General features: G+C 67.7%; 23 protein-coding genes, 1 tRNA gene and 3 pseudogenes. 15 read left to right on the top strand and 12 right to left on the bottom strand.

The genetic code is table 11. The features are described from left to right. Positions 1-4: 4 nt before the first annotated feature. The gene (locus AC1RMY_RS20890) at positions 5-727 is read right to left on the bottom strand and encodes an ATP-binding cassette domain-containing protein (protein WP_492867778.1); all 723 of its coding nucleotides are present in this window, start codon (positions 725-727) and stop codon (positions 5-7) included. 5 nt (positions 728-732) lie between these two features. After that, entirely contained in the window at positions 733-1,434 is a 702-nt protein-coding gene (locus AC1RMY_RS20885; RefSeq protein ID WP_492867776.1) for an ABC transporter permease, read from the bottom strand. A 100-nt stretch (positions 1,435-1,534) separates the two neighbouring features. Between AC1RMY_RS20885 and AC1RMY_RS20880 the strand changes: the two genes are divergently transcribed. Further along, positions 1,535-2,431 carry a substrate-binding domain-containing protein gene (locus AC1RMY_RS20880; RefSeq protein WP_492867775.1) on the top strand — a complete coding sequence of 299 codons (897 nt, stop codon included), beginning with the start codon at positions 1,535-1,537 and terminating at the stop codon, positions 2,429-2,431. Positions 2,432-2,440: 9 nt separating this feature from the next. Here AC1RMY_RS20880 and AC1RMY_RS20875 read toward each other — a convergent pair whose 3' ends face one another. Continuing rightward, positions 2,441-3,577: a DSD1 family PLP-dependent enzyme gene (locus AC1RMY_RS20875; protein WP_492867773.1), complete on the bottom strand. Its 1,137-nt coding sequence runs from the start codon at positions 3,575-3,577 to the stop codon at positions 2,441-2,443. A 122-nt stretch (positions 3,578-3,699) separates the two neighbouring features. Here AC1RMY_RS20875 and AC1RMY_RS20870 point away from each other — a divergent pair, with 122 nt between their 5' ends. Beyond that, positions 3,700-5,520 (top strand): ABC transporter ATP-binding protein, encoded by a 1,821-nt coding sequence (locus tag AC1RMY_RS20870; protein WP_492867771.1) that lies wholly within the window; start codon positions 3,700-3,702, stop codon positions 5,518-5,520. Between the two features lie 36 nt (positions 5,521-5,556). Here the strand turns inward: AC1RMY_RS20870 and AC1RMY_RS20865 are convergent, their stop codons facing one another. Next, a complete protein-coding gene (locus tag AC1RMY_RS20865) occupies positions 5,557-6,870 on the bottom strand; it encodes an MFS transporter (protein WP_492867770.1) in 1,314 nt (437 codons plus the stop codon). A gap of 51 nt (positions 6,871-6,921) precedes the next feature. Beyond that, a complete protein-coding gene (locus tag AC1RMY_RS20860; protein WP_492867768.1) occupies positions 6,922-7,281 on the bottom strand; it encodes a MarR family winged helix-turn-helix transcriptional regulator in 360 nt (119 codons plus the stop codon). Positions 7,282-7,420: 139 nt separating this feature from the next. Here AC1RMY_RS20860 and hisE point away from each other — a divergent pair, with 139 nt between their 5' ends. Both hisE and AC1RMY_RS20850 read left to right on the top strand, forming a co-directional pair. Beyond that, entirely contained in the window at positions 7,421-7,795 is a 375-nt protein-coding gene (hisE, locus tag AC1RMY_RS20855; protein ID WP_492867766.1) for a phosphoribosyl-ATP diphosphatase, read from the top strand. 175 nt (positions 7,796-7,970) lie between these two features. Next, a tRNA-Arg gene (locus AC1RMY_RS20850) sits at positions 7,971-8,047 on the top strand. A 252-nt stretch (positions 8,048-8,299) separates the two neighbouring features. On the opposite strand, the gene AC1RMY_RS20845 is transcribed toward AC1RMY_RS20850, so the two are convergent. Then, positions 8,300-8,509, bottom strand: a complete 210-nt coding sequence (locus AC1RMY_RS20845) for a GNAT family N-acetyltransferase (RefSeq protein WP_492867765.1) — start codon at positions 8,507-8,509, stop codon at positions 8,300-8,302. A 49-nt stretch (positions 8,510-8,558) separates the two neighbouring features. On the opposite strand from AC1RMY_RS20845, the pseudogene AC1RMY_RS20840 reads away from it, so the two are divergent. Continuing rightward, positions 8,559-8,894: pseudogene (locus AC1RMY_RS20840) on the top strand (IS110 family transposase); the annotation flags it as partial. Next, positions 8,885-9,019, top strand: a pseudogene (locus AC1RMY_RS20835) (IS481 family transposase); the annotation flags it as partial. The pseudogenes AC1RMY_RS20840 and AC1RMY_RS20835, both read left to right, overlap by 10 nt. A gap of 127 nt (positions 9,020-9,146) precedes the next feature. Here the strand turns inward: AC1RMY_RS20835 and AC1RMY_RS20830 are convergent. The 5 genes from AC1RMY_RS20830 to AC1RMY_RS20810 all read right to left on the bottom strand — a co-directional run bounded on the left by AC1RMY_RS20830 (position 9,147) and on the right by AC1RMY_RS20810 (position 14,715). Continuing rightward, positions 9,147-10,124, bottom strand: coding sequence for a Bug family tripartite tricarboxylate transporter substrate binding protein (locus tag AC1RMY_RS20830; RefSeq protein ID WP_492867763.1), 978 nt, complete (start codon positions 10,122-10,124; stop codon positions 9,147-9,149). A 90-nt stretch (positions 10,125-10,214) separates the two neighbouring features. Beyond that, positions 10,215-11,063, bottom strand: coding sequence for a fumarylacetoacetate hydrolase family protein (locus tag AC1RMY_RS20825; RefSeq protein ID WP_492867761.1), 849 nt, complete (start codon positions 11,061-11,063; stop codon positions 10,215-10,217). A gap of 15 nt (positions 11,064-11,078) precedes the next feature. Next, positions 11,079-12,707 (bottom strand): bifunctional 3-(3-hydroxy-phenyl)propionate/3-hydroxycinnamic acid hydroxylase MhpA, encoded by a 1,629-nt coding sequence (gene mhpA / locus AC1RMY_RS20820; protein ID WP_492867889.1) that lies wholly within the window; start codon positions 12,705-12,707, stop codon positions 11,079-11,081. A 35-nt stretch (positions 12,708-12,742) separates the two neighbouring features. Next, positions 12,743-13,660 (bottom strand): VOC family protein, encoded by a 918-nt coding sequence (locus AC1RMY_RS20815; protein WP_492867759.1) that lies wholly within the window; start codon positions 13,658-13,660, stop codon positions 12,743-12,745. Continuing rightward, the gene (locus tag AC1RMY_RS20810; protein ID WP_492867758.1) at positions 13,657-14,715 is read right to left on the bottom strand and encodes an amidohydrolase family protein; all 1,059 of its coding nucleotides are present in this window, start codon (positions 14,713-14,715) and stop codon (positions 13,657-13,659) included. The genes AC1RMY_RS20815 and AC1RMY_RS20810 overlap by 4 nt, the downstream gene beginning before the upstream one ends. Before the next feature lie 178 nt (positions 14,716-14,893). Between AC1RMY_RS20810 and AC1RMY_RS20805 the strand changes: the two genes are divergently transcribed. Together AC1RMY_RS20805 and AC1RMY_RS20800 are read left to right on the top strand one after the other, a co-directional pair. Beyond that, positions 14,894-15,562 (top strand): GntR family transcriptional regulator, encoded by a 669-nt coding sequence (locus tag AC1RMY_RS20805; protein WP_492867757.1) that lies wholly within the window; start codon positions 14,894-14,896, stop codon positions 15,560-15,562. A 19-nt stretch (positions 15,563-15,581) separates the two neighbouring features. After that, a pseudogene (locus tag AC1RMY_RS20800) lies at positions 15,582-15,755 on the top strand (IS3 family transposase); the annotation flags it as partial. 25 nt (positions 15,756-15,780) lie between these two features. Here AC1RMY_RS20800 and AC1RMY_RS20795 read toward each other — a convergent pair. Beyond that, entirely contained in the window at positions 15,781-16,512 is a 732-nt protein-coding gene (locus AC1RMY_RS20795; RefSeq protein ID WP_492867755.1) for a GntR family transcriptional regulator, read from the bottom strand. A gap of 131 nt (positions 16,513-16,643) precedes the next feature. Between AC1RMY_RS20795 and AC1RMY_RS20790 the strand changes: the two genes are divergently transcribed. The 7 genes from AC1RMY_RS20790 to AC1RMY_RS20760 are packed head-to-tail and all read left to right on the top strand — an operon-like array spanning position 16,644 to position 22,750. Next, entirely contained in the window at positions 16,644-17,696 is a 1,053-nt protein-coding gene (locus tag AC1RMY_RS20790) for an ABC transporter substrate-binding protein (protein WP_492867753.1), read from the top strand. Beyond that, positions 17,693-19,135: a dihydropyrimidinase gene (gene hydA, locus AC1RMY_RS20785; RefSeq protein ID WP_492867751.1), complete on the top strand. Its 1,443-nt coding sequence runs from the start codon at positions 17,693-17,695 to the stop codon at positions 19,133-19,135. The genes AC1RMY_RS20790 and hydA overlap by 4 nt, the downstream gene beginning before the upstream one ends. After that, positions 19,126-19,887: an SDR family oxidoreductase gene (locus tag AC1RMY_RS20780; protein WP_492867749.1), complete on the top strand. Its 762-nt coding sequence runs from the start codon at positions 19,126-19,128 to the stop codon at positions 19,885-19,887. Before hydA ends, AC1RMY_RS20780 begins: the two co-directional genes overlap by 10 nt. Beyond that, positions 19,880-20,692 (top strand): D-glutamate cyclase family protein, encoded by an 813-nt coding sequence (locus AC1RMY_RS20775; protein WP_492867747.1) that lies wholly within the window; start codon positions 19,880-19,882, stop codon positions 20,690-20,692. The genes AC1RMY_RS20780 and AC1RMY_RS20775 overlap by 8 nt, the downstream gene beginning before the upstream one ends. Further along, positions 20,689-21,120 (top strand): GlcG/HbpS family heme-binding protein, encoded by a 432-nt coding sequence (locus AC1RMY_RS20770; protein WP_492867746.1) that lies wholly within the window; start codon positions 20,689-20,691, stop codon positions 21,118-21,120. The genes AC1RMY_RS20775 and AC1RMY_RS20770 overlap by 4 nt, the downstream gene beginning before the upstream one ends. Continuing rightward, positions 21,117-21,974, top strand: coding sequence for an ABC transporter ATP-binding protein (locus AC1RMY_RS20765; RefSeq protein WP_492867745.1), 858 nt, complete (start codon positions 21,117-21,119; stop codon positions 21,972-21,974). Before AC1RMY_RS20770 ends, AC1RMY_RS20765 begins: the two co-directional genes overlap by 4 nt. Next, positions 21,971-22,750, top strand: a complete 780-nt coding sequence (locus AC1RMY_RS20760; RefSeq protein WP_492867743.1) for an ABC transporter permease — start codon at positions 21,971-21,973, stop codon at positions 22,748-22,750. Before AC1RMY_RS20765 ends, AC1RMY_RS20760 begins: the two co-directional genes overlap by 4 nt. Positions 22,751-22,755 lie beyond the last annotated feature (5 nt).

Genomic DNA, 22,755 nt, shown 5'->3' with positions numbered 1-22,755 from the left:
TGGCTCACCAGATCAGCTCGCCGGCGAGGAAGGCCTTGGCCTCGGGCGAGTCCGGGCCGGCGAAGAAATCTGTCGCAGGAGCGTCCTCGACCAGTTTGCCGCGATGCAGGAAGAGCACGCGCGAGGCGAGGCGCCGGGCCTGGCCGAGATCATGCGTCGACATGACCACCGTGATGCCTTCCGCCACGAGCGCGGTCAGCAACTCCTCGATCTGCCGGGTCGCGGCCGGGTCGAGCTGCGATGTCGGCTCGTCAAGGAAGAGCAGTTCCGGCCGCAAGGCCCAGGCGCGCGCGATGGCGAGGCGCTGCTGCTCGCCGCCCGAGAGCAGGCGCGCCGCCTGCGCAGCCTTCTCCAACAGGCCGAAGCGCGCCAGCGCCGCCTTGCTGCGCTCGGCGCGTTCGCTGCCGGAGATGCCGGCGGCGGCCAGCGCGTGGGCGATGTTGGCCTCGACCGAGCGACGCAGCATGATCGGCTTCTGGAAGACCATGGCGTGCCGCTTGGCACGTCCCTCCAGTTGCGCCGCCCAGCGTACCCGGCCCTGGCTCGGCGCGAGCAGGCCGTGGCAGAGCCGCAGCGTCAGGGACTTTCCGGCTCCGTTCGGGCCGAGCACGACTGTCAGCCCGCCGGCGGGGATGTCGAAGCGCAGGCCGTCGACGAGCGTGCGCCCGTCGCCGCGGAAGGAGACGGCCTCGACGGCCAGCGGCAGGATCGAGACGAGGTCACGCATGGCTCTCACCCTGCATAGCGGGCGCCGATGCGGCTGGCGCCGAAGGCGACCGCGTTGATGGCGAGCGTCAGCGCGATCAGCACCAACCCGAGACCGAGCGCCAGCGGCAGGTCGCCCTTCGACGTTTCCAGCGTGATCGCCGTCGTCATGGTGCGGGTATGGCCGGCGATGTTGCCGCCGACGATCAGCACGGCGCCGACCTCGGCGCTGGCTCGGCCGAAGCCCGCGAGCAGTGCAGTCGCCAGGGCGAAGCGGCCGTCGAAGAGCAGTGTAGGGATGGCCCTGACGCCTTCGAGCCCGACCGAGCGTAGATGGTCGCGATATTCGATCCAGAGATCTTCGACCGTCTGGCGCGTCAGCGCGATCACGATAGGCAGCACGAGGATCACCTGCGCCGCGATCATCGCGGTCGGCGTGAACAGGAGGCCGAGCGAGCCGAGCGGCCCGGAGCGCGACAGGAGCAGGAAGACGAACAGCCCGGCGACGACCGGCGGCAGCCCCATGAGCGCGTTGAGGCAGACGATGACGGCGGAGCGGCCGGGAAAGCGGGCGAGAGCGAGCGCCGCTCCGAGCGGCAGGCCGACGAGTGCGGCGATCAGGACGGCGGTCAGCGTCACCCCTAGCGACAGGCCGACGATCGCCAGGAAGGCAGGGTCGAGGCCTACCACCAGGGCAAAGGCCGCCTTGAGGATCGCTCCGAAGTCCAAGGTCCGTCCGCTCCCGCTGCTCCGCCGCGATGCAGAGCCTTGTATTTTCTAGAGTTCAATGCGATCAAATGCCAATTCTGGAAAGTTTGCAGGCCAGAGCATGACCGTGCAGGATCTGGTTTATCTCACCACGGAAGAGGCGGCCGGCTATCTGCGGCTTAAGGAGCGCAAGCTCTACGAGCTCGTCGCCAACAGCGCGGTGCCCTGCACCAAAGTCAGCGGCAAATGGCTGTTCCCCCGTGCCGCACTGGACCGTTGGCTGGAAGCGGGGCTGGCCCGGCCCGAGGGTATGCAGGTGGTGAGTCCGCCCCCGATCATCGGCGGCAGCCAGGATTCCCTGCTGGAGGTGGCGGTGCGCGATTCCGGCTGCGGGCTCGCGCTGCTGGCGGAAGGCTCTCAAGCCGGGCTCGACCGGCTGCTGCGTGGCGAGGTCGCCATCGCCGCCATTCACCTCCATGCTACGCCCGACGACGACGAGGCCAATCCGGCCGCGATCCGGGCCGAGCCTGGCCTCTTCGACGCGGTCGTGATCGGCTTCGCCCGGCGCGAGCAGGGGCTGTTGGTCGCGTCCGGCAATCCGCTTGGCATTGCCGGCCTGGCTTCGGCGGTCGTCAAGCGGGCGCGCTTCGCACGGCGCCAGAAGGGGGCCGGCGCGCAGCTTCTGCTCGCCAGCCTGATCGAACGTGAGGCCTTGCCGCAGCAGGCGATGGTGCTGGCCGAGGGCATCTGCGCCACCGGGCAGGATTTGGCGCTGGCGATCCGCACCGGCCGCGCCGATTGCGGCATCGCCTCGCGGGCGATCGCCAGCGCCTTCGGCCTCGATTTCCTGCCGCTGGTCTGGGAGCATGTCGATCTGGCGATGCGGCGGCGCACCTATTTCGAGCCGGCGACGCAGACGCTGCTCGCCTGGATGCGGGGCGACGCGATGCGAGCGCGGGCGCGCGAACTCGGAGGCTATGATCTCTCCTGCAGCGGAATGGTCCGGCTCAATCGTTAAGCCGTTGCATCAGGTCAGCGCGCCGCGCGCCGCCACCGGCCAGAGCGCCTCGACATGGGCGTCGGGCGTGTGCAGGCCGCGCACGCAGACATACCAGTCGTGCAGGTTGACCGTCGGGTCGCAATGGCCCGGCACCAGCAGGAGCCTGTCGCCGCGATGGGGCAGGGCGATCGGATCGCCGGTGAGCACGCCATGCTCGTCGGAGGGCTTGGTGTAGACCACGCCCTCGCGCCGGAACGGCGTCGGCAGGCCTGAATCGATCGCCGCGGCCTTGTGCCCGGCATCGACGACAGCGCGGTCCGGCACCGGCTTGCTCATCACTGCGGTCAGGATGAACAGCGAATGCTCGAAGGTGCGGAAGGGCGTGCCGTCGGCCTGCCGGTTGCGGGCATAGTCGGCGTCCATGAAGATGTAGGAACCTGCCTGGATCTCGTTCCAGATGCCGGACTGACTCTCGATCTCGAAGGTGCCGGTGCCGGCGCCGCTGACGACGCCGCAGGCGAGCCCGGCCTGGGTCAGCCGCTCCACCGTATTGCGCGCTCCGAGGCCGGCGCGTTCGATCGCCTCGCGGCGCTCGTCGATCGAGCGCATATGCTGGGCCGTGCCGTGATAGGCCTGCAGGCCGCCGAAGCGCAGCGTATTGCTGCGCGCGATCGCCTCGGCGAGGCGCACCGCGGTCTCGCCCGGCGCGACGCCGCAGCGCCGGCCGCCGACATCGATCTCGACGAGAACGTCGAGCACAACGTCGTGGCGCGCTGCGGCTTCTGCGGCCTCGCGGACGCCATCGAGATGGTCGACGCAGAGGCTGATCCGCGCCTGGCGGGCGAGCTTCGCCAGCCGGTCGAGCTTGGCGGCGCCGGCGACCTCGTTGCTGACGAGCACGTCGGTGACGCCGCCCTCGACGAGGATCTCGGCCTCGCCGACCTTCTGGCAGCACTGGCCGACAGCGCCATGGGCGATCTGGCGGAGCGCGATCTCGGGGCTCTTATGGGTCTTGGAATGGGGCCGCAGCCGGACGCCGTGGCCCTGCGTATAGGCCGCCATGGTGACGAGATTGCGCTCGAAGGCGTCGAGATCGAGGATGAGGGCCGGGGTGTCGATCTCATTGAGGCTCTGGCCGGCCTGGGCCGGCGGATGCAAGGGCATGGGCTGTCGCGCTTTCCTGAATCGGTTGCGGCCATGGGACGCCAGCTTCTTGTCTGGAGCAAGACCCGACAGGCAAATGGCCCCGGTAGCGTCGTCGCCGCCGCCATGTTAGGTCGCGCGCCATGAAGATAGGCCGCGTTACCGACGACACTCTCGCGCTTTTCCTCCGCGTCTGGCGCGAGCAGGTCAGAGCCTATCTGCCGCAGATGGCGATGATCATGGCCCTCGTGGTGGTGATCGCGGCGACGACGAGCTTCTATCCGCTGCTGATCAAGGCGGCGTTCGACGCCTTCGCCGACCCGCTGACCGCCGAGGCCACCGGCTTCGTGCGCCGGATGGAGCGCCTTGTCTCCAAGTCGATCGGGATCGAGATCGGCGTCGTCAATGCGGTCGCCGTCGTCGTCGTCATCGTCACGGCGATCAAGGGATTCTCGCTGCTGTCCCAGACCGTTATGACGAACAGCGTCGTCAGCCGGATCGAGGCCGACATGCAGACGGCGCTCTATTCGCATCTGATCCGCGCCGACCTGGCGCAGCTTCATCGCGAGAACCCGGCCTCGCTGACCCAGCGCTTCACCACCGATTTCACCTTCGTCAAGGAGGCGCTGACGCGGCTGATCAATATCGCCGTGCGCGACGTGCTGACGGCGATCGCGCTCGTCGGCGCGATGTTCTGGATCGACTGGCAGATGACCCTGGTGGTCATGCTGATCGCGCCGATCGTCGCGCAGCCGATCGGCAAGATCGGCCGCAAGCTCCGCCGCATGGCGACCTCGCAGCAGGAGCAGACCGGGGTCATGGCGAGCCTCGTCACCGAGAGCTTGCAGGGCGCGCGTGCCGCCAAGACCGACACGCTCGAGCCCTATCTCGAACGGCGCGCCGCCGATGCCTTCGCGCGTATTCGCGCGCTCAAGATGAAGGCCGCCAATGCCCGCGGCCGGCTCGATCCGCTGCTCGAGGTCGGCGGCGGCATGGCGGTAGCCGGCGTGCTGGCGGCGATCGGCGTGCGCATCACCTCCGGCGGCTCGACGGTCGGCGATTTCACGGGATATGTCTCGGCGCTGCTGCTGGCGGCCCAGCCGATGCGCTCGCTCGGCAACCTCAACGCCATCGTCCAGGAGGCCGGCGCCTCGCTGAAGCGCTATTATGCCCTGCTTGACGAGCAGCCGCAGATCACCGAGAGGCCGGATGCGAAGCCGCTTGAGGTTGGCGCCGGCGAAGTCGCCTTCCGGCATCTGCGCTTCCGCTATCGCGACGATGCGCGCGCGCTGGAAGGCATCGACCTTGTGGCCGAGGGCGGCAAGACCACGGCGCTGGTCGGTCGCTCCGGCTCGGGCAAGTCGACGTTGCTGGCGCTGGTGCCGCGGCTCTACGACCCCACCGAAGGCCGCGTCGAGATCGACGGGCAGGATCTGCGCGACCTGACGCTCGCCAGCTTGCGCGCGCAGGTCGGTGTCGTCAGCCAGGATGTCGTGCTCTTCGACGATACGGTGCGGGCCAATATCGCCTTCGGGCGGCCGGGCGCGAGCGAGGAAGAGATCGTCGCCGCCGCCAAGGGGGCCGCCGCGCACGACTTCATCATGGCGATGCCGGAGGGCTATGCATCCTCCGTCGGGGAGCGCGGCCAGAAGCTTTCCGGAGGCGAACGCCAGCGCATCGCCATCGCGCGTGCCATCCTCAAGGATGCGCCGATCCTGCTGCTCGACGAGGCGACGAGCGCGCTCGACGCCGAATCAGAGCGGCTGGTGCAGCAGGCGCTCGGCCGCCTGATGAAGAACCGCACCACACTCGTCATCGCCCACCGGCTGTCGACGGTCCGGGAGGCCGATCTCATCGTTGTGCTTGAAGAGGGCAGGATCGTCGAGACCGGAAGCCATGAGGCGCTGCTGACCCGCGACGGCGCCTATGCGCGGCTGCACCGGCTGCAGTTCATCGAGGATTGAGGCGCCTCGCGCTCCGAGCGCGAAGCGCCGTCGGTATCAGGCCGCTACGGCCCTGGCGGGCAGGGCGGTCCCGCGCATCGTGATCGAGAAGGCGGCTGCGAAGAGGCAGAGTGCCCCCGCGATGAAGAAGGCCGGCAGGTAACTCTCATAGACCGTGCGGCTGAAGCCGGCGCCATAGGCGGCGAAGGCCGCGCCGAGTTGGTGCCCGGCGAAGATCCAGCCGAAGACGAGATTGGCCTTGTCGCCAAAACGGTCGGCCGTGATCTTGATCGTCGGCGGCACGGTCGCGATCCAGTCCAACCCATAGAACACCGCGAACAGCCAGAGCCCGTAGAACGAGAAATCGCTGAAAGGCAGGTAGAGCAGCGACAGCCCGCGCAGGCCGTAATACCAGAACAGCAACCAGCGGCTGTCATAGCGGTCCGACAGCCAGCCCGAGCCGACCGTGCCGGCGAAATCGAAGATGCCGATCATCGCCAGCACACCCGCCGCCGTCACCGCCGCCATCCCGTAATCGCCGCAGAGCGAGATGAAATGCGTCTGGACCAGCCCGTTTGTGCTGGCGCCGCAGACGAAGAAGGTGCCGAACAGCACCCAGAAGGTGTGCGTGCGCGAAGCCTCGCGCAGCGCCAGCAGCGGCGACATCAGCATGGCGCGCATGCTGGCATCCTGAGCTGGAGCGGACACGATCTGCTCTGCGCCGTAGGGTGCGAGCCCGACATCGGCGGGCCGGTCGCGCATCAAAGTCAGCACGGCCAGCGCGGCGACGATCAGCATGACCAGGACGACGAGGAGAGCGCTGCGCCAGCCGACACGCTCGGTCAGGCTGGCCAGCAGCGGCAGGAAGAGCAACTGCCCCGTTGCCGTGCTCGCAGTTAGCAGGCCGAGTACCAGCCCGCGCCGCGCCGAGAACCAGCGTGTCGCGACGGTCGCGCCCAGAACCATGGCGGTCAGTCCGGTGCCGAAGCCGACAACGACTCCCCAGAACAGGACCAAATGCCAAAGCTCCGTCATCACGAATGAGCCGAGAATGCCGAGCGTGACCAGCCCGAGCGCGACGCTTGCGACGCGCCGCAGCCCGAAGCGGTTCATGAAGGCGGCGGCGAAGGGGCCCATCAGCCCGAAGAGCAGCAGACGGACCGCCAGCGCCGAGGAGATGTCGGCGGTCGCCCAGCCGAACTCCCGCTGGAGCGGGCCGATCAGCACGCCCGGCGCGCCGACGGCGCCGGCGGTCACAAGCATGGTCAGGAACGTTACGGCGGCCACGACCCAGCCATAATGCCAGCCACGCCTCGCCATCGCGGCTGGCAATCCGGTCGGCTGGGCGGTCTCGGCGGCTAGTGAGGACATGGCGATTTCCTTTTGCGGGTATCTACCCGCATTTGGGTGAGAAAGAAGTGGTCATAGGGCGTTCAAAGCGGCGCGAAGGCCGTCGGCATGTTCGGGTCCGAGCCGGGCCTCGATCTGGCCCTGCACGGCTTCCCAGAGCGGCGCGCCGTCATCGAGAACCCGGTGCCCGTCCGCCGTCAGCGATACCGTGGCCTCGCGCTGGTCCTTGCCGCGCCCGATGGCGAGGAGGCCCATGCGCTCGAGCACGCGGGCATTGCGGCCGATCGTCGAGCGGTCGAGTTCGGTCAGCCGGCCGAGTTCCGTCAGGGTCACCGGCGCGGCGCGCCTGACGGTTCTGAGCAGGCTGAACTGCGAGATGTTCACCCCGACCGGCTCCAGCGCTGCGTCATAGGACGCTGCGATCCGGCGCATGGCAGCGCGAAGGACGGTGCAATAGCAGGGGCTGTTCATATTGCGGGTATATGCCCGCGATCGAGTCTTTGCAAGTGCCGTCATGCCGGCCACGGGGCGCCGTCATCAAACCCTCATGAGCCGCACCGATTCTCCGGCGATGGCTGATTCGATCCTCCGGCTTCATGCTGCCGTGCTGGCGGCGCGCTCGCGTGATCCGGCGCTGTCGCGCACGGCGAGGCTTGCGGGCGAGGGCCTGCCTAAAATGGCCAAGAAGCTCGCGGAGGAGGCCTTCGAGGTTGGGCTCGAGGCGGTGCAGGGCGACCGCCGCCGCACCATCCTGGAAAGCGCCGACCTGATCTACAATCTCGTGGTCCTGTGGAGCGAGATCGGCATCGCGCCGGAGGATGTCTGGCGCGAGATGGACCGCCGCGAGCAGCTTTACGGCATCGCTGAGAAGCTGCCGAAGGCCCGCGGTAAACCGGGAGCAGGCCTGGCGCCGGGTGCGCCGCCGCTGGCCGGGCTCGAACGCTGAGAGGCGGTCTGCGCGCGGCAAGGCTGCGGCGCATGCCGGTCGCGCATTCTCCGGGGCTGCATTCTGCGGTCGGCAAAACTTTCGGGAGCCCGAGACTTTCAGGGTTGCCAAGACGAAAGAGAGCGGCTATCTCCCCCGACATCGGGCCACACGCCACGCGCTGCGGCCCCGATAGGCGCCCGTAGCTCAGCTGGATAGAGCATCAGACTACGAATCTGAGGGTCAGAGGTTCGAATCCTTTCGGGCGCGCCATTTTCTCTTGTAAGTTGCAATTAATGCGACTCAGTCACACATAATCCGACTTTCAGTCAGAGATAGTGCGGCTTCAGCTCAAATTGCGTCACGTCCGAGCGTGATTCCAGCGAGGCGGTGTGAGAATATGCCTGTCGCGCGGGGCCACTCGGCCCCTGGAGTGCGCCCATCGAGGCGGACAGCGTGGCGGCGAGGAATAACCGGGGAGCCGAGCATTCGAACGATGGAAGCCCATGGCCCCACACCGTTCCCTTAAGCTCCAGGACAGAGACCGATTTCATAGCGCCAGACGTCCAGCGGGACGATTCCCTCTGGCGTAGGCAAGTGGCTGGTCATCACGGCCACTAGACGCCAGCCCAGCTTCTCATAGAACCGCGCCGCGCGATCGTTGCCGATGGCACAGGCAAGCCACGCCGTGTCGAAGCCGGCATCGCGAATACGGTCGAGCGCGTCCGTCATCATCGCCGCGGCAACTCCTGGACCGCGCGCAGGAGCCGAGACGTAGAATTGATTGACCATCCGCAACAAGCCTCGCGATGCCGCCGTGTTCGGCGACGATCTGGGCAAGAACCTTTTTCATGTCTGCGGTCTCGACGCGGCCGGCGCGCCGATCCAGCGGGCGACGTTCCGGCGGGACACGCTGCTGCAGTTCTTCGAGCGGGCGACGACGCCGACGATTGTCGGCATGGTGGCCTGTCCTGGCTCGCAGTGGCTGGCGCGCAAGCTCAAGGCGATGGGCCACACGGTTCGGATCGTTCCGGCGAAGTTCGTGAAGCCCTATGTGAAGAGCAACAAGAACGATCTGATCGACGCGGAAGCCATCGCCAAGGCGGTATCGCGTCCAACTTCGGGCGCAGGCTCAAGACCCTCAAAGGCCTCACGCCCTACGAGTTCATCGGCAAACGATGGACGATCGAGCCCGAAAAGTTCAACCTCAATCCGATCTACCAAATGCCGAGACTAAACATCTAGGCCGTTCGCGACGACAATCCGTCTGGTCACACTCGCCTGTGCGGGTGATGCTTCCGCCTTGCGGGCTGTAACCAGCGTTGACATGTGGGATGTCAGGCTCCCCTCGAGCCAAGGCCCGCGTCCCCGCTCATTGCGGCTCGATGCCGAACTCCTTGATCAGCGCGCCCATGGTCGCGATTTCCTTCACCAGGAAGGCGCTGGCGCCAGCGGGCGTTGCGAGCGGGCCAATGTCGACGTCGAAGCCCAGCGTCGGCGCGCGCTCGCGGACATCCGGCAACTGAAGGATCTCGCCGATTCTCTGGGCCATCGCCTGGACGATCTCGGGCGGCGTCCCGGCCGGTGCCATCACCATGAACCAGCCGCCGATATCGGCGCTGGCGAGGGTTTCGGCGATAGCCGGGGTTCCGGGCAGCGAAGCCAGCCGCTTGGTGCCGGCGACCGCCAGCGGCCGCAGCGTCCCTTCCTTGATGAAGGGCTCCGCCACCGAGGCCGACTGGATCGTTGCCTGGACGCGTCCGGCGATCGTGTCCTGGATCGAGTTCGCAGCCGAGGCATAGGGCACCAGCACCATCTTGATGCCGGCGCGCCGGTTGATCGTCTGGCCGATGAGGCCGGAGATGTTGCGCTCGCTGTCGACGGCCAGGCTGATCTCGCCGGGTTTGGCCTTCTCCTGGGCGATGAGGTCCTCCAGCGTCTTGAAGGGCAGGGCCGGGTTGACCAGCAGCACATGATGGCTGCGCGCCGCCATCGCCACCGGCACGAAATCCTTCAACGGGTCGTAGGGCAGCTTCTTGAAGGTGTGCGGATTGGTCGAGAGCGAGGCGGAGGTGGCGAAGAGGAAGGTGTAGCCGTCCGGCGCGGCGCGGGCGACGGCCTGTGTGCCGACGATGTTGGCCGCGCCGGTGCGGTTCTCGACATAGACCTGCTGACCGAGGCTGCGCGAGAGCTTGTCGGCCAGCACGCGCGCCAGGATGTCGGGGCTGTTGCCGGCCGCCTGTGGCACGACGAGCGCTATCGGCCGCTGCGGCCAGGCCTGAGCTTGCGCGCCTTCGATCGCGGCGAGCGCGAGGGTGGCGCCCAGCGCCAGTGATCTGTACTTGGACATCGTGTCCTCCGGGCTCTTCTGTGGTGGGGAGAGAGCGCCGCCGGGCGTGCTCCGCGAGCCTCGAAGGCGCGCTTCCGGCGGCGTCGTTGGTCAGGCCTCTTCGGCGATGCCGTTGCGCAGGACGCCGAGGCGGTCGATCTCGACCTCGACGACGTCGCCGGGCTTCAGCCAGAGCGGGGGGGTGCGCTTGGCGCCGACCCCGCCTGGCGTCCCCGTCGCAATGACGTCGCCGGGTTCCAGCCGCGTGAAGGAGGAGCAGTAGGCGATGATCTTCGGGATATCGAAGATCATCTGCGCGAAGGTCGCGTCCTGCACGACCTGTCCGTTGACGCGGGTCTGCAGGCGCAGATCGGGCAGCGGGCCGAGCTCGTCCGGCGTCATCATCCACGGCCCGAAGGCACCGGTATCGGGGAAGTTCTTGCCCGGCGTGAACTGGTGGGTGTGGCGCTGGAAGTCGCGGACGCTGCCGTCATTGTAGCAGGCATAGCCGGCCACATGGGCGAAGGCGTCCTCGCGGGCGATGTAGCGGCCCGGCTTGCCGACGATGATGGCGAGCTCGCCCTCGAAATCGAGCTCGTGCGAGACGCGCGGCCTGACGATGTCGGCGCCATGGCCGGTCTGGGAATTGCCAAAGCGCGCGAATATCGTCGGGTTCTCGACCTCCGCCCGACCGGTCTCCTTGCGGTGCATCTCGTAGTTCAGCCCGACGCAGAGGATCTTGTCGGGGTTCGGCACGACCGGAAGCCAGGTCACGGCCGAGAGCGGATGGCGCGGGGCCCTGGCGGCGGCCGCGGCGGCCTCCGCCAGGGCCGAGGCGGCGATGACGCTCTTGAGGTCGGGATAGCGGGCCGACAGCACGGCTCCGAGATCGACGGCGTCCTCGCCGTCGATCAGGCCCCATGTCGGTGCGCCCTTGAGGCGGAAGGTGGCAAAACGCATCGGGACGGGTTCCTCTCAGGACAGGGCGTGTTCGATGGGGACGGCCGACGCCGCGGGGGAGCGGGTGGCGAGGCCGAGGGTGAAGGCGTCGATCAGTGCGGCCAGCGCCGGGCCGTCCGCGGCCGTGCCAAAGACGTAATGGTCCGGCCGCACGATCGCGGAGGCACGGCCGCAGGCGGCGAACCAGTCGCGCAGGACACCGTCGCATTCGGCGACGGTGACGTCGGCCTGGGCGACCGGCGCGGCTCCGGACGAGTCCAGCGCGATGACGCTGAGGCCCCCGGCCCGTGCCGTCGTGAGAAGGCCCTCCGGCAGGGTGCCGGCGAGCGTGGACTCGATCACGAGGCGGCTGCCCGCTCCCGCGACCGCGTCGAGGCGCGCGCGCCCCTGCGCCGTCTCGACCCAGGGCTGCGGGAAGAGCCGGCCGCGCGCCGGATCGGCCTCGTCGGCGAGGAGCCCGGCCGCGAGCGGCGGCACGATCTCCTGGCGAGTGATGATGCGCGGCTGGCCGCCGCCTTCGGCGAGGATGCGGGCGTCGCGTGCGCGGGCGGCGACGGGATCGCGCTCGCAGATGACCTGGCCGATCGCCTTGATGCGCGTCGTCAGCTCGCGAACATGCGCACTGCGCTCGACCTCATAGCTGTCGAGCAGGGCCTCTCCCGACGATCCCTCCAGCACGCGTGCCAGTTTCCAGACGAGATTGGCGACGTCGCGCACGCCCTGGCACATGCCCTGGCCGATGAAGGGCGGCTGCTGATGTGCGGCGTCGCCGGCGATGAAGACGCGGTCTGCGCGCCAGTGCTCCGCGACCAGCGCATGGAAGCGGTAGCTCGCCGCCCGCCACAGCGTCGCGTCGGCCGGCGTCAGCCAGCGGGCCAGAAGTTCCCAGACGCGCTCCGGCGTCTGCGTCACGCGCGGATCCTCGCCCGGCAGCAGCATGATCTCCCAGCGGCGATGATTGCCGGGGCCGATGACGAAGCTGGTTGGCCGGCGCGGATCGCAGAACTGCGCCGAGTTCTGCGGCAGCTTCGCCAGGGCGGCGTCGTGGACCAGCATGTCGACGACGAGCCAGGGCTCATCGAAGACGAGATCGGCAAGACGGATTCCGAGCCGCTCCCGGACGGCGCTGGAGGCGCCGTCGCAGGCGATGACGTAGTCGGCCGTGACACTGCACTGCGGGCCGTCCTCCTGCCGCAACTCCAGCGTCACCCGATCGGGAGTGGATTGCAGATCGACCAGCTCCGTCCCAAGCCGCACCTCGATGCCGGGCCGCGCCTGCGCATGGGCTCGCAGCGCCGCCTCGACGGGAGGCTGCGTGAAGACCATGGTCGGCACATAGCCCTGTGGATAGGGCTCGGGCACGGTGTCGATCCGGCGGATCAGCTGGCCGTCCGCGCCGAAATGCTCGGACGCATGGAACGGCGCGACATGCGGCAGCACTGCCTCCGCCAGGCCGAGATTGTCGAGGATGCGCAGGATCTCATGGTCGATCGCGATGGCGCGTGGCTTGTCATAGACCTCGCGCTGCTTGTCGATGACAAGGCTGCGAATGCCGCGCTGCCCGAGCAGATTGGCGGCGACGGCGCCGCTCGGGCCGAAGCCGACCACGACGATGGGGTAATGCGCGGAATCGGAATCGATGATCTCGCTCACCTCTACGGAAGTCCTGTGCCGGTCGTTCATCGGGAGCCCGCCGGGTTGGCCGCCGGGCGATAGGTGATGGCCATCTGGGCGGCTTTCACATGGTCTGCCTTGGGGGGGGCGATGCCCCAGTGGTCGGTTCGTCCAGGCGGCCAAACCCACTCGTCGGGCCCGCGCACACGGTAGCCGTCGTCGACCTGCAGCACCTCCGCGGTGAACTCGACGACGAAGCCGACGGGGTCGACGAAATAGGCGAACACGTTGTCGCCGGGGCCGTGGCGCCCGACACCCCAGCCGATCGGATGGCCCGCATCGATGAGCCGTCCGGAGGCCCGCATCACCGATTCCCAATCCGGCACGAGGAAGGCGATGTGGTTGAGGCCGCTGGCTTTCGCTTCGGCCAGCACGACGGCGTGATGGTCGCTGTTGCAGCGCAGGAACGCCATCAGCTTCGAACGGTCGGTCAGCGCGAAGCCGAGCCCCTGTTCGAAGAAGCGCGCCTGGGCGTCGACATCGTGGCTGTTGAGGTTGACATGGGCGAGCCGCGACGCCCGGTCGGGCTTCTCGCCGGCATCGTCATGGAGCGCATCGCCCCGGACGAAGCGATAGACGCCACCCTGCGGCTCGGCCAGTTCGAGCAGCAGGCCGCCGCCGGGCTCGGATGTCGGGGCAGGGGCCGCCGCCACCCGGGCGCCCTGCCGCACGGCCCCCTCGGCCAGGGTCGTCAGATCGCTTGCCGGATCGACCCTGAAGGTCACCGACAGGATCTCCGCCGCCGCTCGCGGATGCAGCGAGAGGACGTGATGGTCCGCACCCGTCGCGCGCAGATAGACGGCCTCGTCCTGCCGCGCCGCGACCTCCAGCCCCCAGATCTGCGTGTAGAAGCGCTCCGAGAGGGCGATGTCCGGCGTGCCGATCGCGACGCTGCGCAGGGCGGTGACGGGAAAACGGCTCATGGCGTGACCTCGCTCGGGCGGCCGAGGAAGGTCACCGCATTGTCGCGCAGCAGCCGCGCGCGCAGCGCCTCGTCGGCGAAGGCTGACTCGATGCGCTCGACCGGGCGGCGCTCATGGAAATTGAACGGATAGTCGGTCCCGATCATGACCTGCGTCTCTCCGAACAGGCGCACGAGATGCTGCAGGGTCGGCTCGTCATAGACGAGCGCGTCGTAGAACAGCCGTCGGGCCTGCTCGGTCGGTGAGGCTTTGATGCTCTCCTGGAGGGCCGGAAAGACGCGGCGGCCTTCCTCCAGCCGCGGCAGCAGCAACCCGAGCGTGCCCCCGCCATGGCTGAAGGCGACCCGAAGGCGCGGATGCCGCAGCATCAGATTGGAACAGATCACGGAAGCTGCTGCGAGGCCGACATCGCCGGGATAGGCCAGAACCTGCTGGAGCTGCCCCGGCCCCACCAGCCGGTCCTGCCCGCAGGGGCGCACGGCATGGACGAACACCGCCGCTCCGAGCTCTTCGGCCGCTGCGAAGAACGGGTCGAAATCGGGGGCACCGATCGGGCGGCCATTGACGTTGCTGCCGACCTGCACCCCGACGAAGCCGGGATCGCGCATCAGCCGTTCCAGCTCGGCCAGCGCAAGGTCCATGTCCTGCAGCGGCAGTGCGCCGAGCCCGACCAGCCTGCCCCCTGACTCGCCCACCATCAAGGCGATCTGGTCGTTGACGTAACGCAGCAGCTCGTTCGCGTCGGCCGCGTCCATCCAGTAGGACATCAGCTCCGGCATCGCCGAGATCGCCTGCAGCGAGAGGCCCATCTCCTCCATGTCGGAGAGGCGCTTGGGCACGTCCCAGCAGCGGTCGGAAACGGTGCGATAGGTGCGCCCGTCGATGACGACGTGGCGATGGCAGGGCTGTGCCTCGGCCATGGCGGGCCAGCCCTTCGGCGCCGGACCCTTGAGATAGGCCGGAAAGCTCGCGGGGACGACATGGGCATGGATGTCCACACCGCAGCGACAGCCACCGAGCTTCCAGCCCCGCTCCGATTTCGTCGCGCCCGCCACGATCCCTCCCGAGGATTCGATTTTTGTAGCTGATGGAGAACATATTCGATAATCTTGCTCTGTAAATCAGAATTTATAAATTTTATGAGAGGGAGGCCGCGTGTACAGATCACCCATCGGGAGCACACCGGGCGGCGGTGCGCGCCGACCCGCTTGGCAGGAGATCGATCCCCTTCGCATGACAGCGCCGATCCCATCGACCCGTACGCTCGATCTCTATGACAAGCTGCGCGAGGATCTCCTCTGCGGGCGGCTCAAGCCGGGCCAGAAGCTGCAGATGCGCTTCCTGATGGAAGCCTATCAGGCTGGCCAGACGCCGTTGCGCGAGGCGCTGAACCGGCTCACCTCCGAGGGGCTGGTGCAGTCGCGCGAGCAGCGCGGCTTCGTCGTGTCGCCCGTCAGCAAGTCAGAGCTGCAGGAGCTGACGATGACGCGCTGCTGGATCGAGGGGCTTGCGCTGCGCAAATCCATGGAGGCCGCGACGCCCGACTGGGAGGAGGCGCTGCTGGTCGCGCATCATCGCCTCGCCCGGACTCCGCGCTCGCTCAATCCCGACCAGTTCGAAGACAATCCCGACTGGGAGCGCCTGCACCGGATTTTCCACCGCACCCTGATCAGCCAGTGCGGTTCGGCCTCGCTGGTCGGCTTCTGCGATCATCTGGCCGACCAACTCTACCGCTACCGCCGTGTCTCGATCCGCCGCGTCTTCCCGACGCGCAAGATTGGCGACGAACATCAGGCTATTCTGACGGCAGTGCTGGACCGGGCGGTCGACCGCGCGGTCACGCTCCTGGAAAAGCACTACCGGCAAACCGCGGACGTCATTCTCGACGATCCAGCGTTTTGAAGAGCCGCGCCCGTCGGTCTGCACGGCGCGGACGCTGAACGAGTGGTTGAAGAAGCCCGAGTTCGACCGCGGCCGCAGGTCCGGTCTGACCACGGACATGGCGGCCGGGAGCTTCGGGAGGCGAAAGAGATCCTGCGCAAGGCGTCAGCGTATTTTGCCCAGGCGGGCTCGACCGCCAACGTCGGTCATGATCTTCGGCCGCACGCGCGCTCTGACCGCTACCCTCCAACCGTTCCGAACACCCCGAGCATGTCGAAGGCCACGGGTCGGCGGCGGTCGAGGGCGATGCTGCTGGCAAGTTCCTCGATATGCTCGCGCATCATCGCGACAGCCGCCTCGACCTTGCGTGCCGCGCAGAGTTCGATCAGGTCGCCATGGTGATCATGCCAGCCGGCAAGGCCACTCTGATTCTCGAAAAGGTTGATGATCAGGCTCGTCCGCGCGACCAGGAGCCTCACCTGCTCGGCGAGAATGCTGTTTCCAGAAGCTTCGGCCATCAGCACGTGGAAGCCGCCCGACAGATGGATGGCCTCGCGCACGCGGCCCTGCTCTCGCAGGGCGTGCTCCTGCGCGATGTTGTCCGATAGGCGCTGGAGCGCGGCGGGCTCGCCGGCGCGGGCGACCGCTTCGGTCGTTCCAGCCTCGATCGCCATCCGCGCGGCAAACACCTGCTTGACTTCGTCAGCCCTCGGTGCCGCGACGAAGGCGCCGCGGTTGGGAAAGATCACCACCAGCTTCTCCCAGACGAGGCGCTGCAGCGCCGCCCCGACCATGCGTCGACTGACCCCAAACGTCTCGACCAGCACGAGTTCCGAAAGCTTCGTGCCAGGAAGCAGCCGCTGGTCGACGATCGCGTCGAAAAGATGCCGGTAGGCATCGTCGGCGGTATCGACCGTGGGCCTGTTGCGGCTGTTCATCACCCCGACCATCCGGCTCTTCTGCTGCGGCATCGATCTCGACCTGCTCACTCATTGTGCGCGAAATTGCGCGCAATCTAGCGCAACCTATTGAATCATATCAAGCGCACAACATGGCACACTGGTTGCAGCACCCTTTCAGCTCCATTGCGAAAGGACAGCCGATGTCGTCGACACAAACGCCCCGGATTTCGCTGACTCGCCGGGCCCTGCTGCAGGCTGGTCTGGCGACGCCGATCCTGCTTCGCTCCGACCCCGGCCGCGCCGCCGCCGTCGATCTCAAATTCTCGCTGGCCGCGCCGTTCGACGGCTCCAATGCAGCCTTCTTCCTCGCCGAAAGCCAGGGCTGGTATCGCGAAGCCGGGCTGAACTGCCAGTTCGATTCCTCGGGCGGCTCCGGCGAGGCAATCTCGCGGGTCGGCTCGGGCGTCTATGATCTCGGCGTTGCAGACATCAACGCGATGACGGAGTTCAACGTCAAGAATCCGGGATCCGCGATCCATAACGTCTACATGCTGTATTTCCGCAGCCCACTCAGCGTGGCGACGCTCGCGAGGTCAGGCATCGCCAAGCCCGCCGACATCGCCGGCCGCAAGATCGGCGCGGCGGCGACCGACGGCGCCTACCGCCTGTTCCCTGCTTTCTCGAAGGCTGCCGGCGTCGATCCGGCCTCGGTGAAATGGGAGATGGTCGGGCTGCAGTTGCGCGAGGCGGTTCTCGCGCGCGGCGATGTCGAGGCGATCCTCGGTTTCGACTCGACCATGTTTTTCGGGCTGACCAAGGCCGGCATCAAGCCCGACGACATCAAGTTCGTCTATTACGCGCACGCGGGGCTCGACCTCTACGGCAACGGCATCATCGCCTCGCGAAAACTGCGCACCGGCAACCCCGACGCCCTGAAGCGATTCGTCGCGGTCACCGCCCGCGCCTGGCAGGCGGCGGCGGCCGACCCGAAGGTGGCCATCGCGGCGCTGAAGAAGCATGCCCCGCTGATCAATGCCGAGGTCGAGGAGGACAAGCTGCGCTGGCTCGTCAAGAACCAGCTCACGACCGACGAGTCCCGTGCGGACGGCCTGGGCGGCGTCCGCGCCGGGCGTTTGAGCGCCGCGCTCGCCACCATCGCCGCAAGCTACAACCTCGGCGCGACACCTAGGCCGGAGGACGTATTCGACCCGGCCTTCCTGCCCGAAGCGAGCCTGCGGAAGCTGCCCGCATGAGCTTCGACCTCGTCATCCGTGGCGGCACGATCGCCACGGCCGCCGATGTGACGCGGGCCGATCTCGGCATTCGCGACGGCCGGATCGTCGCGATGGCCGAGCGGCTGACAGGCGGCGACAGAACGATCGACGCCGGAGGCAAGCTCGTTCTGCCGGGCGGCATCGATGCGCATTGCCATCTCGACCAGCCGCATGCGCCGGGGCTCGCCGGCAATGGCGCGGTCATGGCCGACGGGTTCCTCACCGGGAGCATCAGCGCGGCGTTCGGCGGCACCACCACGATCGTGCCGTTCTGTGTGCAGCATCGCGGCACGTCTCTCACCGCCGCTGTCGACGATTATCACCGCCGTGCCTCAGGGCAGGCGGTGATCGACTATGCCTTCCACCTCATCGTCAGCGATCCGACGCCGGCGGTGCTTGGCCAGGAGCTGCCGGCGCTGATCCGGCGCGGCCACACCAGCCTCAAGGTCTACATGACCTATGACGCGATGGTGCTGTCGGACCGGCAGATCCTCGACGTCTTCGAGGTCGCACGACAGGAGAAGGCGATCGTTCTGATCCATGCCGAAAACCACGACATCATCGGCTGGCTGGCGGAACGGCTCGAAGCCGCCGGCCGAACCGCCCCCAGGGAGCACGCAGCCTCGCGCCCCCTGCCGGTGGAGCGCGAGGCGACGCACCGCGCCGTCACCCTGGCCGAGGTCGCGGGCGTCCCGCTGGTCGTGGTCCACATCTCTGGCGCCGACCCGCTGGAGGAGGTCCGGCGCGCCCGCGCGCGCGGACTCACCGTCATCGCCGAGACTTGCCCGCAATATCTGCTCCTGACGGTAGACGATCTCGACATGCCGGACATGAAAGGCGCCAAGGCGATGTGCAGCCCGCCGCCGCGCGACACCGCGAGCCAGGCGAGTCTCTGGCGCGGCATCGAGGACGGCAGCTTCGACGTCGTCAACTCCGATCACGCGCCCTACCGCTTCGATGACGAGGGCAAGCTCAAGGCCGGCCGCAACGCACCCTTCCGCAAGGTGGCCAACGGCATTCCGGGCCTCGAAACCCGCCTGCCGCTGCTGTTCAGCGAGGGCGTCGTAAAGGGGCGGATCGACCTGCCGCGCTTCGTCGCCCTGACGGCGACCAACAACGCCAAACTTTACGGGCTGTCGCCGCGCAAGGGCACGATCGCGATCGGCGCAGACGCGGATATCGCCATCTGGGATCCCGAAAGACGCCTCACCCTGAGCAACGACATGCTGCACCACAATGTCGACTACACGCCGTTCGAGGGGCTGGAGATCCAGGGCTGGCCGGAAACCGTGCTCAGCCGTGGCGAGATCGTCGTCGAGGCCGGAGCGCTCAAGGGCATGCCCGGTCGTGGTCGCTTCCTCGAACAGTCGACTTCGTCGGCCTGGCGTTCGGAGGCAGGAGCCAACTCATGGATCTGAACATTTCCGGACGTCGCGCCCTGGTCCTGGGCGGCAATCGCGGAATGGGGCTGGCCATCGCGAAGGCTCTGGCCCGCGAGGGTGCCGATGTCGCGATCGCGGCGCGCGACGAGGCGGCGCTGGCGGCTGCGGCCAATGAGATCGGCTCCGCGCAGACATTCCCTCTCGACCTCTCCGACACAGCCGGTTTGCCCGCTTTCGCCAAAGCTGTCGGCAAGATCGACATCCTCGTCAACAACACTGGCGGCCCGCCCTATGGCGGCGCCATCGGGCGCGATCCGCAGGACTGGGACGAGAGCTTTCGTTCAATGGTGCTCTCGGTGATTCGTCTCACCGACCTGTTCGTGCCGGCCATGCGCGCTGACCGCTGGGGCCGGATCCTGACGCTCGTGAGCACGGGAGCTGTACAGCCGATTCCGGTTCTGGGAATCTCGAATACCCTGCGCGCCGGGCTGATCGCCTGGTCGAAATCGCTCGCCCCCGAGGTCGCCAGGGACGGCGTCACCGTCAATGTGCTGATGCCGGGCCGGATCGCCACCGAGCGCGTGCGGCTGACCGATGAGGCGACGGCGAAGCGCGAGAGTGTCGGCGTTGAGACCGTGCAGATGCGCTCCTGGTCGCAGATCCCGATGGGTCGCTATGGCTCGCCCGAGGAGATCGCCGCCATGGCGGCCTTCGCCTGCAGCGATCTCGCATCTTACGTGACCGGGAGCGTGTTCAGGGTCGATGGCGGCTATGTTCGCCATGTCTGACGCGCTTCCTCCTGACGCGCTCCCTTCTGACGCACGCGCTGCGGAAACCGGGCAGGATGTCCGCCGGGCCGCGCGAGCGGGCTTCGCAGGCCTGACCGTCGGCCGGGCGCCCGGCTTCGTTCAAGCCAATCTGGTCTTGCTGCCGCAGGCTCATGCCGCTCATTTCGCGGCCTATTGTCGGGCGAACGCCGCCGCCTGCCCCTTGCTGGCGATGGGCGAACCCGGAGGGATCGGTCTCGCCGAACTCGGCCAGGACATCGATCTGCGAACCGACCTGCCGGCCTACCTGATCCATGACGGCGGCAAGGCGCACTACGCAAACGCGATCGGGCAGGCCTGGCGCGACGATCTCGTCGCCTTCGCCATCGGCTGCTGGTTCGGGGCGGAAGCCGCGCTGGCAGCGGCTGGAATCCGCATGCGCCATGTCGAGCTTGGCCTGCAGGGGCCGCTGTTCCGCACCGACCGTGCGACGGTTGCGGCCGGTCCCTTCCATGGTCCCGTGGTCGTGTCGATGCGCTCCTTCGCGCGCGCGGATGCCGGCCGCGTCGCCGCCATCACCGGGCATCTGCCCCGCAGCCATGGCGCCCCGATCCACCAGGGCGATCCGGCGGCGCTGGGCATCACCGACCCGGACCATCCCGACTGGGGCGAGCCGCTGCGCCCGCTGGCGCATGAGACCGCGCTGTTCTGGCCCTGTGGTCTGACCGCGCTCGCTGCGCTTCAGGCCGCGCGCCTGCCATTCTTCATCACGCATGCGCCCGGCGCGATGCTGGTGACCGACATCAAGGAAGGCATTCCGACATGACGCTCGTTCGACCAGCCCGCAAGCTGACGCATGCCGGCGCCCTGCATCTGCTGAACGCCGCGGTCGAGGCCGCAACTGCGATGGGCGTGCCGCAATGCATCGCTATCGTCGACGAGGGCTGCAACCTGATGGCTTTCGCGCGGATGGACGGCGCCCGCGTCCTGTCGATCGAGAGCGCCACCCGCAAGGCGATGACGGCGGCAACCACCGGGCAACCGACCGGCGGCATACCCATCGACAAGGCCCCGGCGCTTGCGGCGGCAACCGACGGCCGGATGACCAATCTCATGGGCGGCCTGCCGCTGCTGAACGGCGGCCACGTCATCGGCGGCATCGGCGTCGGCTCCGGAACGGGCGAGCAGGACCTCGACATCGCCCGCGCGGCGGTCACGGCCTTCGATGCGGCGCTGTTGGAGAGCACCCCATGAACGACCACGCCGCACCCGCCCCGACGCAGGTCGAGACCGTGCCAGCGCACGAACGCATCGTCCAGCTCGAGGACGTCCGGGTCCGCTTCGGCACGGACGCCGATGCCTTCCTCGCGCTCGACAGGACGAGCCTCACCGTCGAGGCCGGCGATTTCGTCGCGATGGTCGGCCCGTCGGGTTGCGGCAAGTCGACCATCCTCAAGCTCGTCGCCGGGTTGCTCAAGCCCAGCGAGGGCGAGGTCTTCGTCGCCGAGCGCGAGGTCGGTGCCAAGAAGATCGGCATCGGCATGGCATTCCAGAACCCGACGATGTTGCCCTGGCTCTCGATCCGGCAGAACGTGATGCTGCCCCTGAAGATCGTCGAGCCCTACGCCTCCTCCTTCGCGGCCCACAAGAACACCGTCTTCCGCGACCGGGTCGAGGCCCTGCTCGCAAAGGTCGGTCTCGGCGGGCTGGGCGACCGGCGCCCCTGGCAGTTGTCGGGTGGAATGCTGCAGCGGGCCAATCTCTGCCGGGCGCTGATCCATGAGCCCCGGCTGCTGATGCTCGACGAGCCGTTCGGCGCACTCGACCAGTTTACCCGCGAGGAGCTCTGGTCGATTCTGCAGGACCTCTGGATCGAGCAGCGACCCACGGTTTTCCTCGTCACCCATGACCTGCGCGAGGCCGCGTTCCTGGCCAACCGCATCCTGGTGATGAGTTCGCGGCCCGGACGGGTGACGGAAGACCGGCGGGTCGATTTCGCCAGGCCGCGCACGATCGAAACCACCTATCAGGACGGGTTCACGACCCTGACCCATGCGCTGCGCACGCTCATCGTCGCAGGCCGGCCCAGTCGCGGAGCATTGATATGAAACTCTCCCGGCAAACCCGCGAACATCTCAGTTCGTTTGTCCTGATCGCCTCGCTTTTCGCGACCTGGGAACTCGCCTGCCTGATCTTCAATGTCAGCGCGATCGTGCTGCCGCGGCCCAGCCAGGTCATCGGGACGCTGATCACTCAGTTGCCTGCCCTCTGGCCGCATATCGTGCAGACGCTGGTGACCACGATGATCGGCTTTACGCTCGGAATGGCATTCGGGGTCGCGCTCGGCGTCATCGTCGGCATCTCGCGTGCCGCGTATAATGCGGCTTATCCGCTGCTGGTGGGTTTCTCGTCTATCCCGAAGGTCGCGGTCGTACCGATCTTCGTCCTCTGGTTCGGCTCGGGCTCGGTTCCAGCGATCCTGACGGCGTTGACGACCTGCATCTTCCCGATCGTCGTCAATGTTGCGACGGGGCTTGCCACGACCGAGCCGGAGATGGAGGACGTGCTGAAAGCGCTCGGAGCCTCGCGCTGGCAGGTGCTCCGGAATGTCGGCCTGCCGCGCACGATGCCGTATTTCTTCGCATCACTGAAGATCGCCGTCACGCTGGCTTTCGTCGGCACGGTGCTGTCCGAGACCGTTGCCGCCAATCGCGGGATCGGCACCGTCATGATGATGGCCAGCGCCAGCTTCGACGTGACGCTCGCCTTCGCGGGGCTGTTCGCGCTCGCGATCCTCGGCATCCTGCTCTACGTCGTCTTCGCACTCGTCGAACAGCGCGTCTGCGGCTGGGCCAACCGCAAGACCGATTTCGCGGTGGCGTGACGACG

The sequence above is a fragment of the Allobosea sp. GW822-FHT03F07 genome (assembly GCF_058801345.1).
The sequence above is the reverse complement of the archived record's forward strand: the minus strand, read 5'-3'. Positions and strand labels throughout refer to the sequence as shown.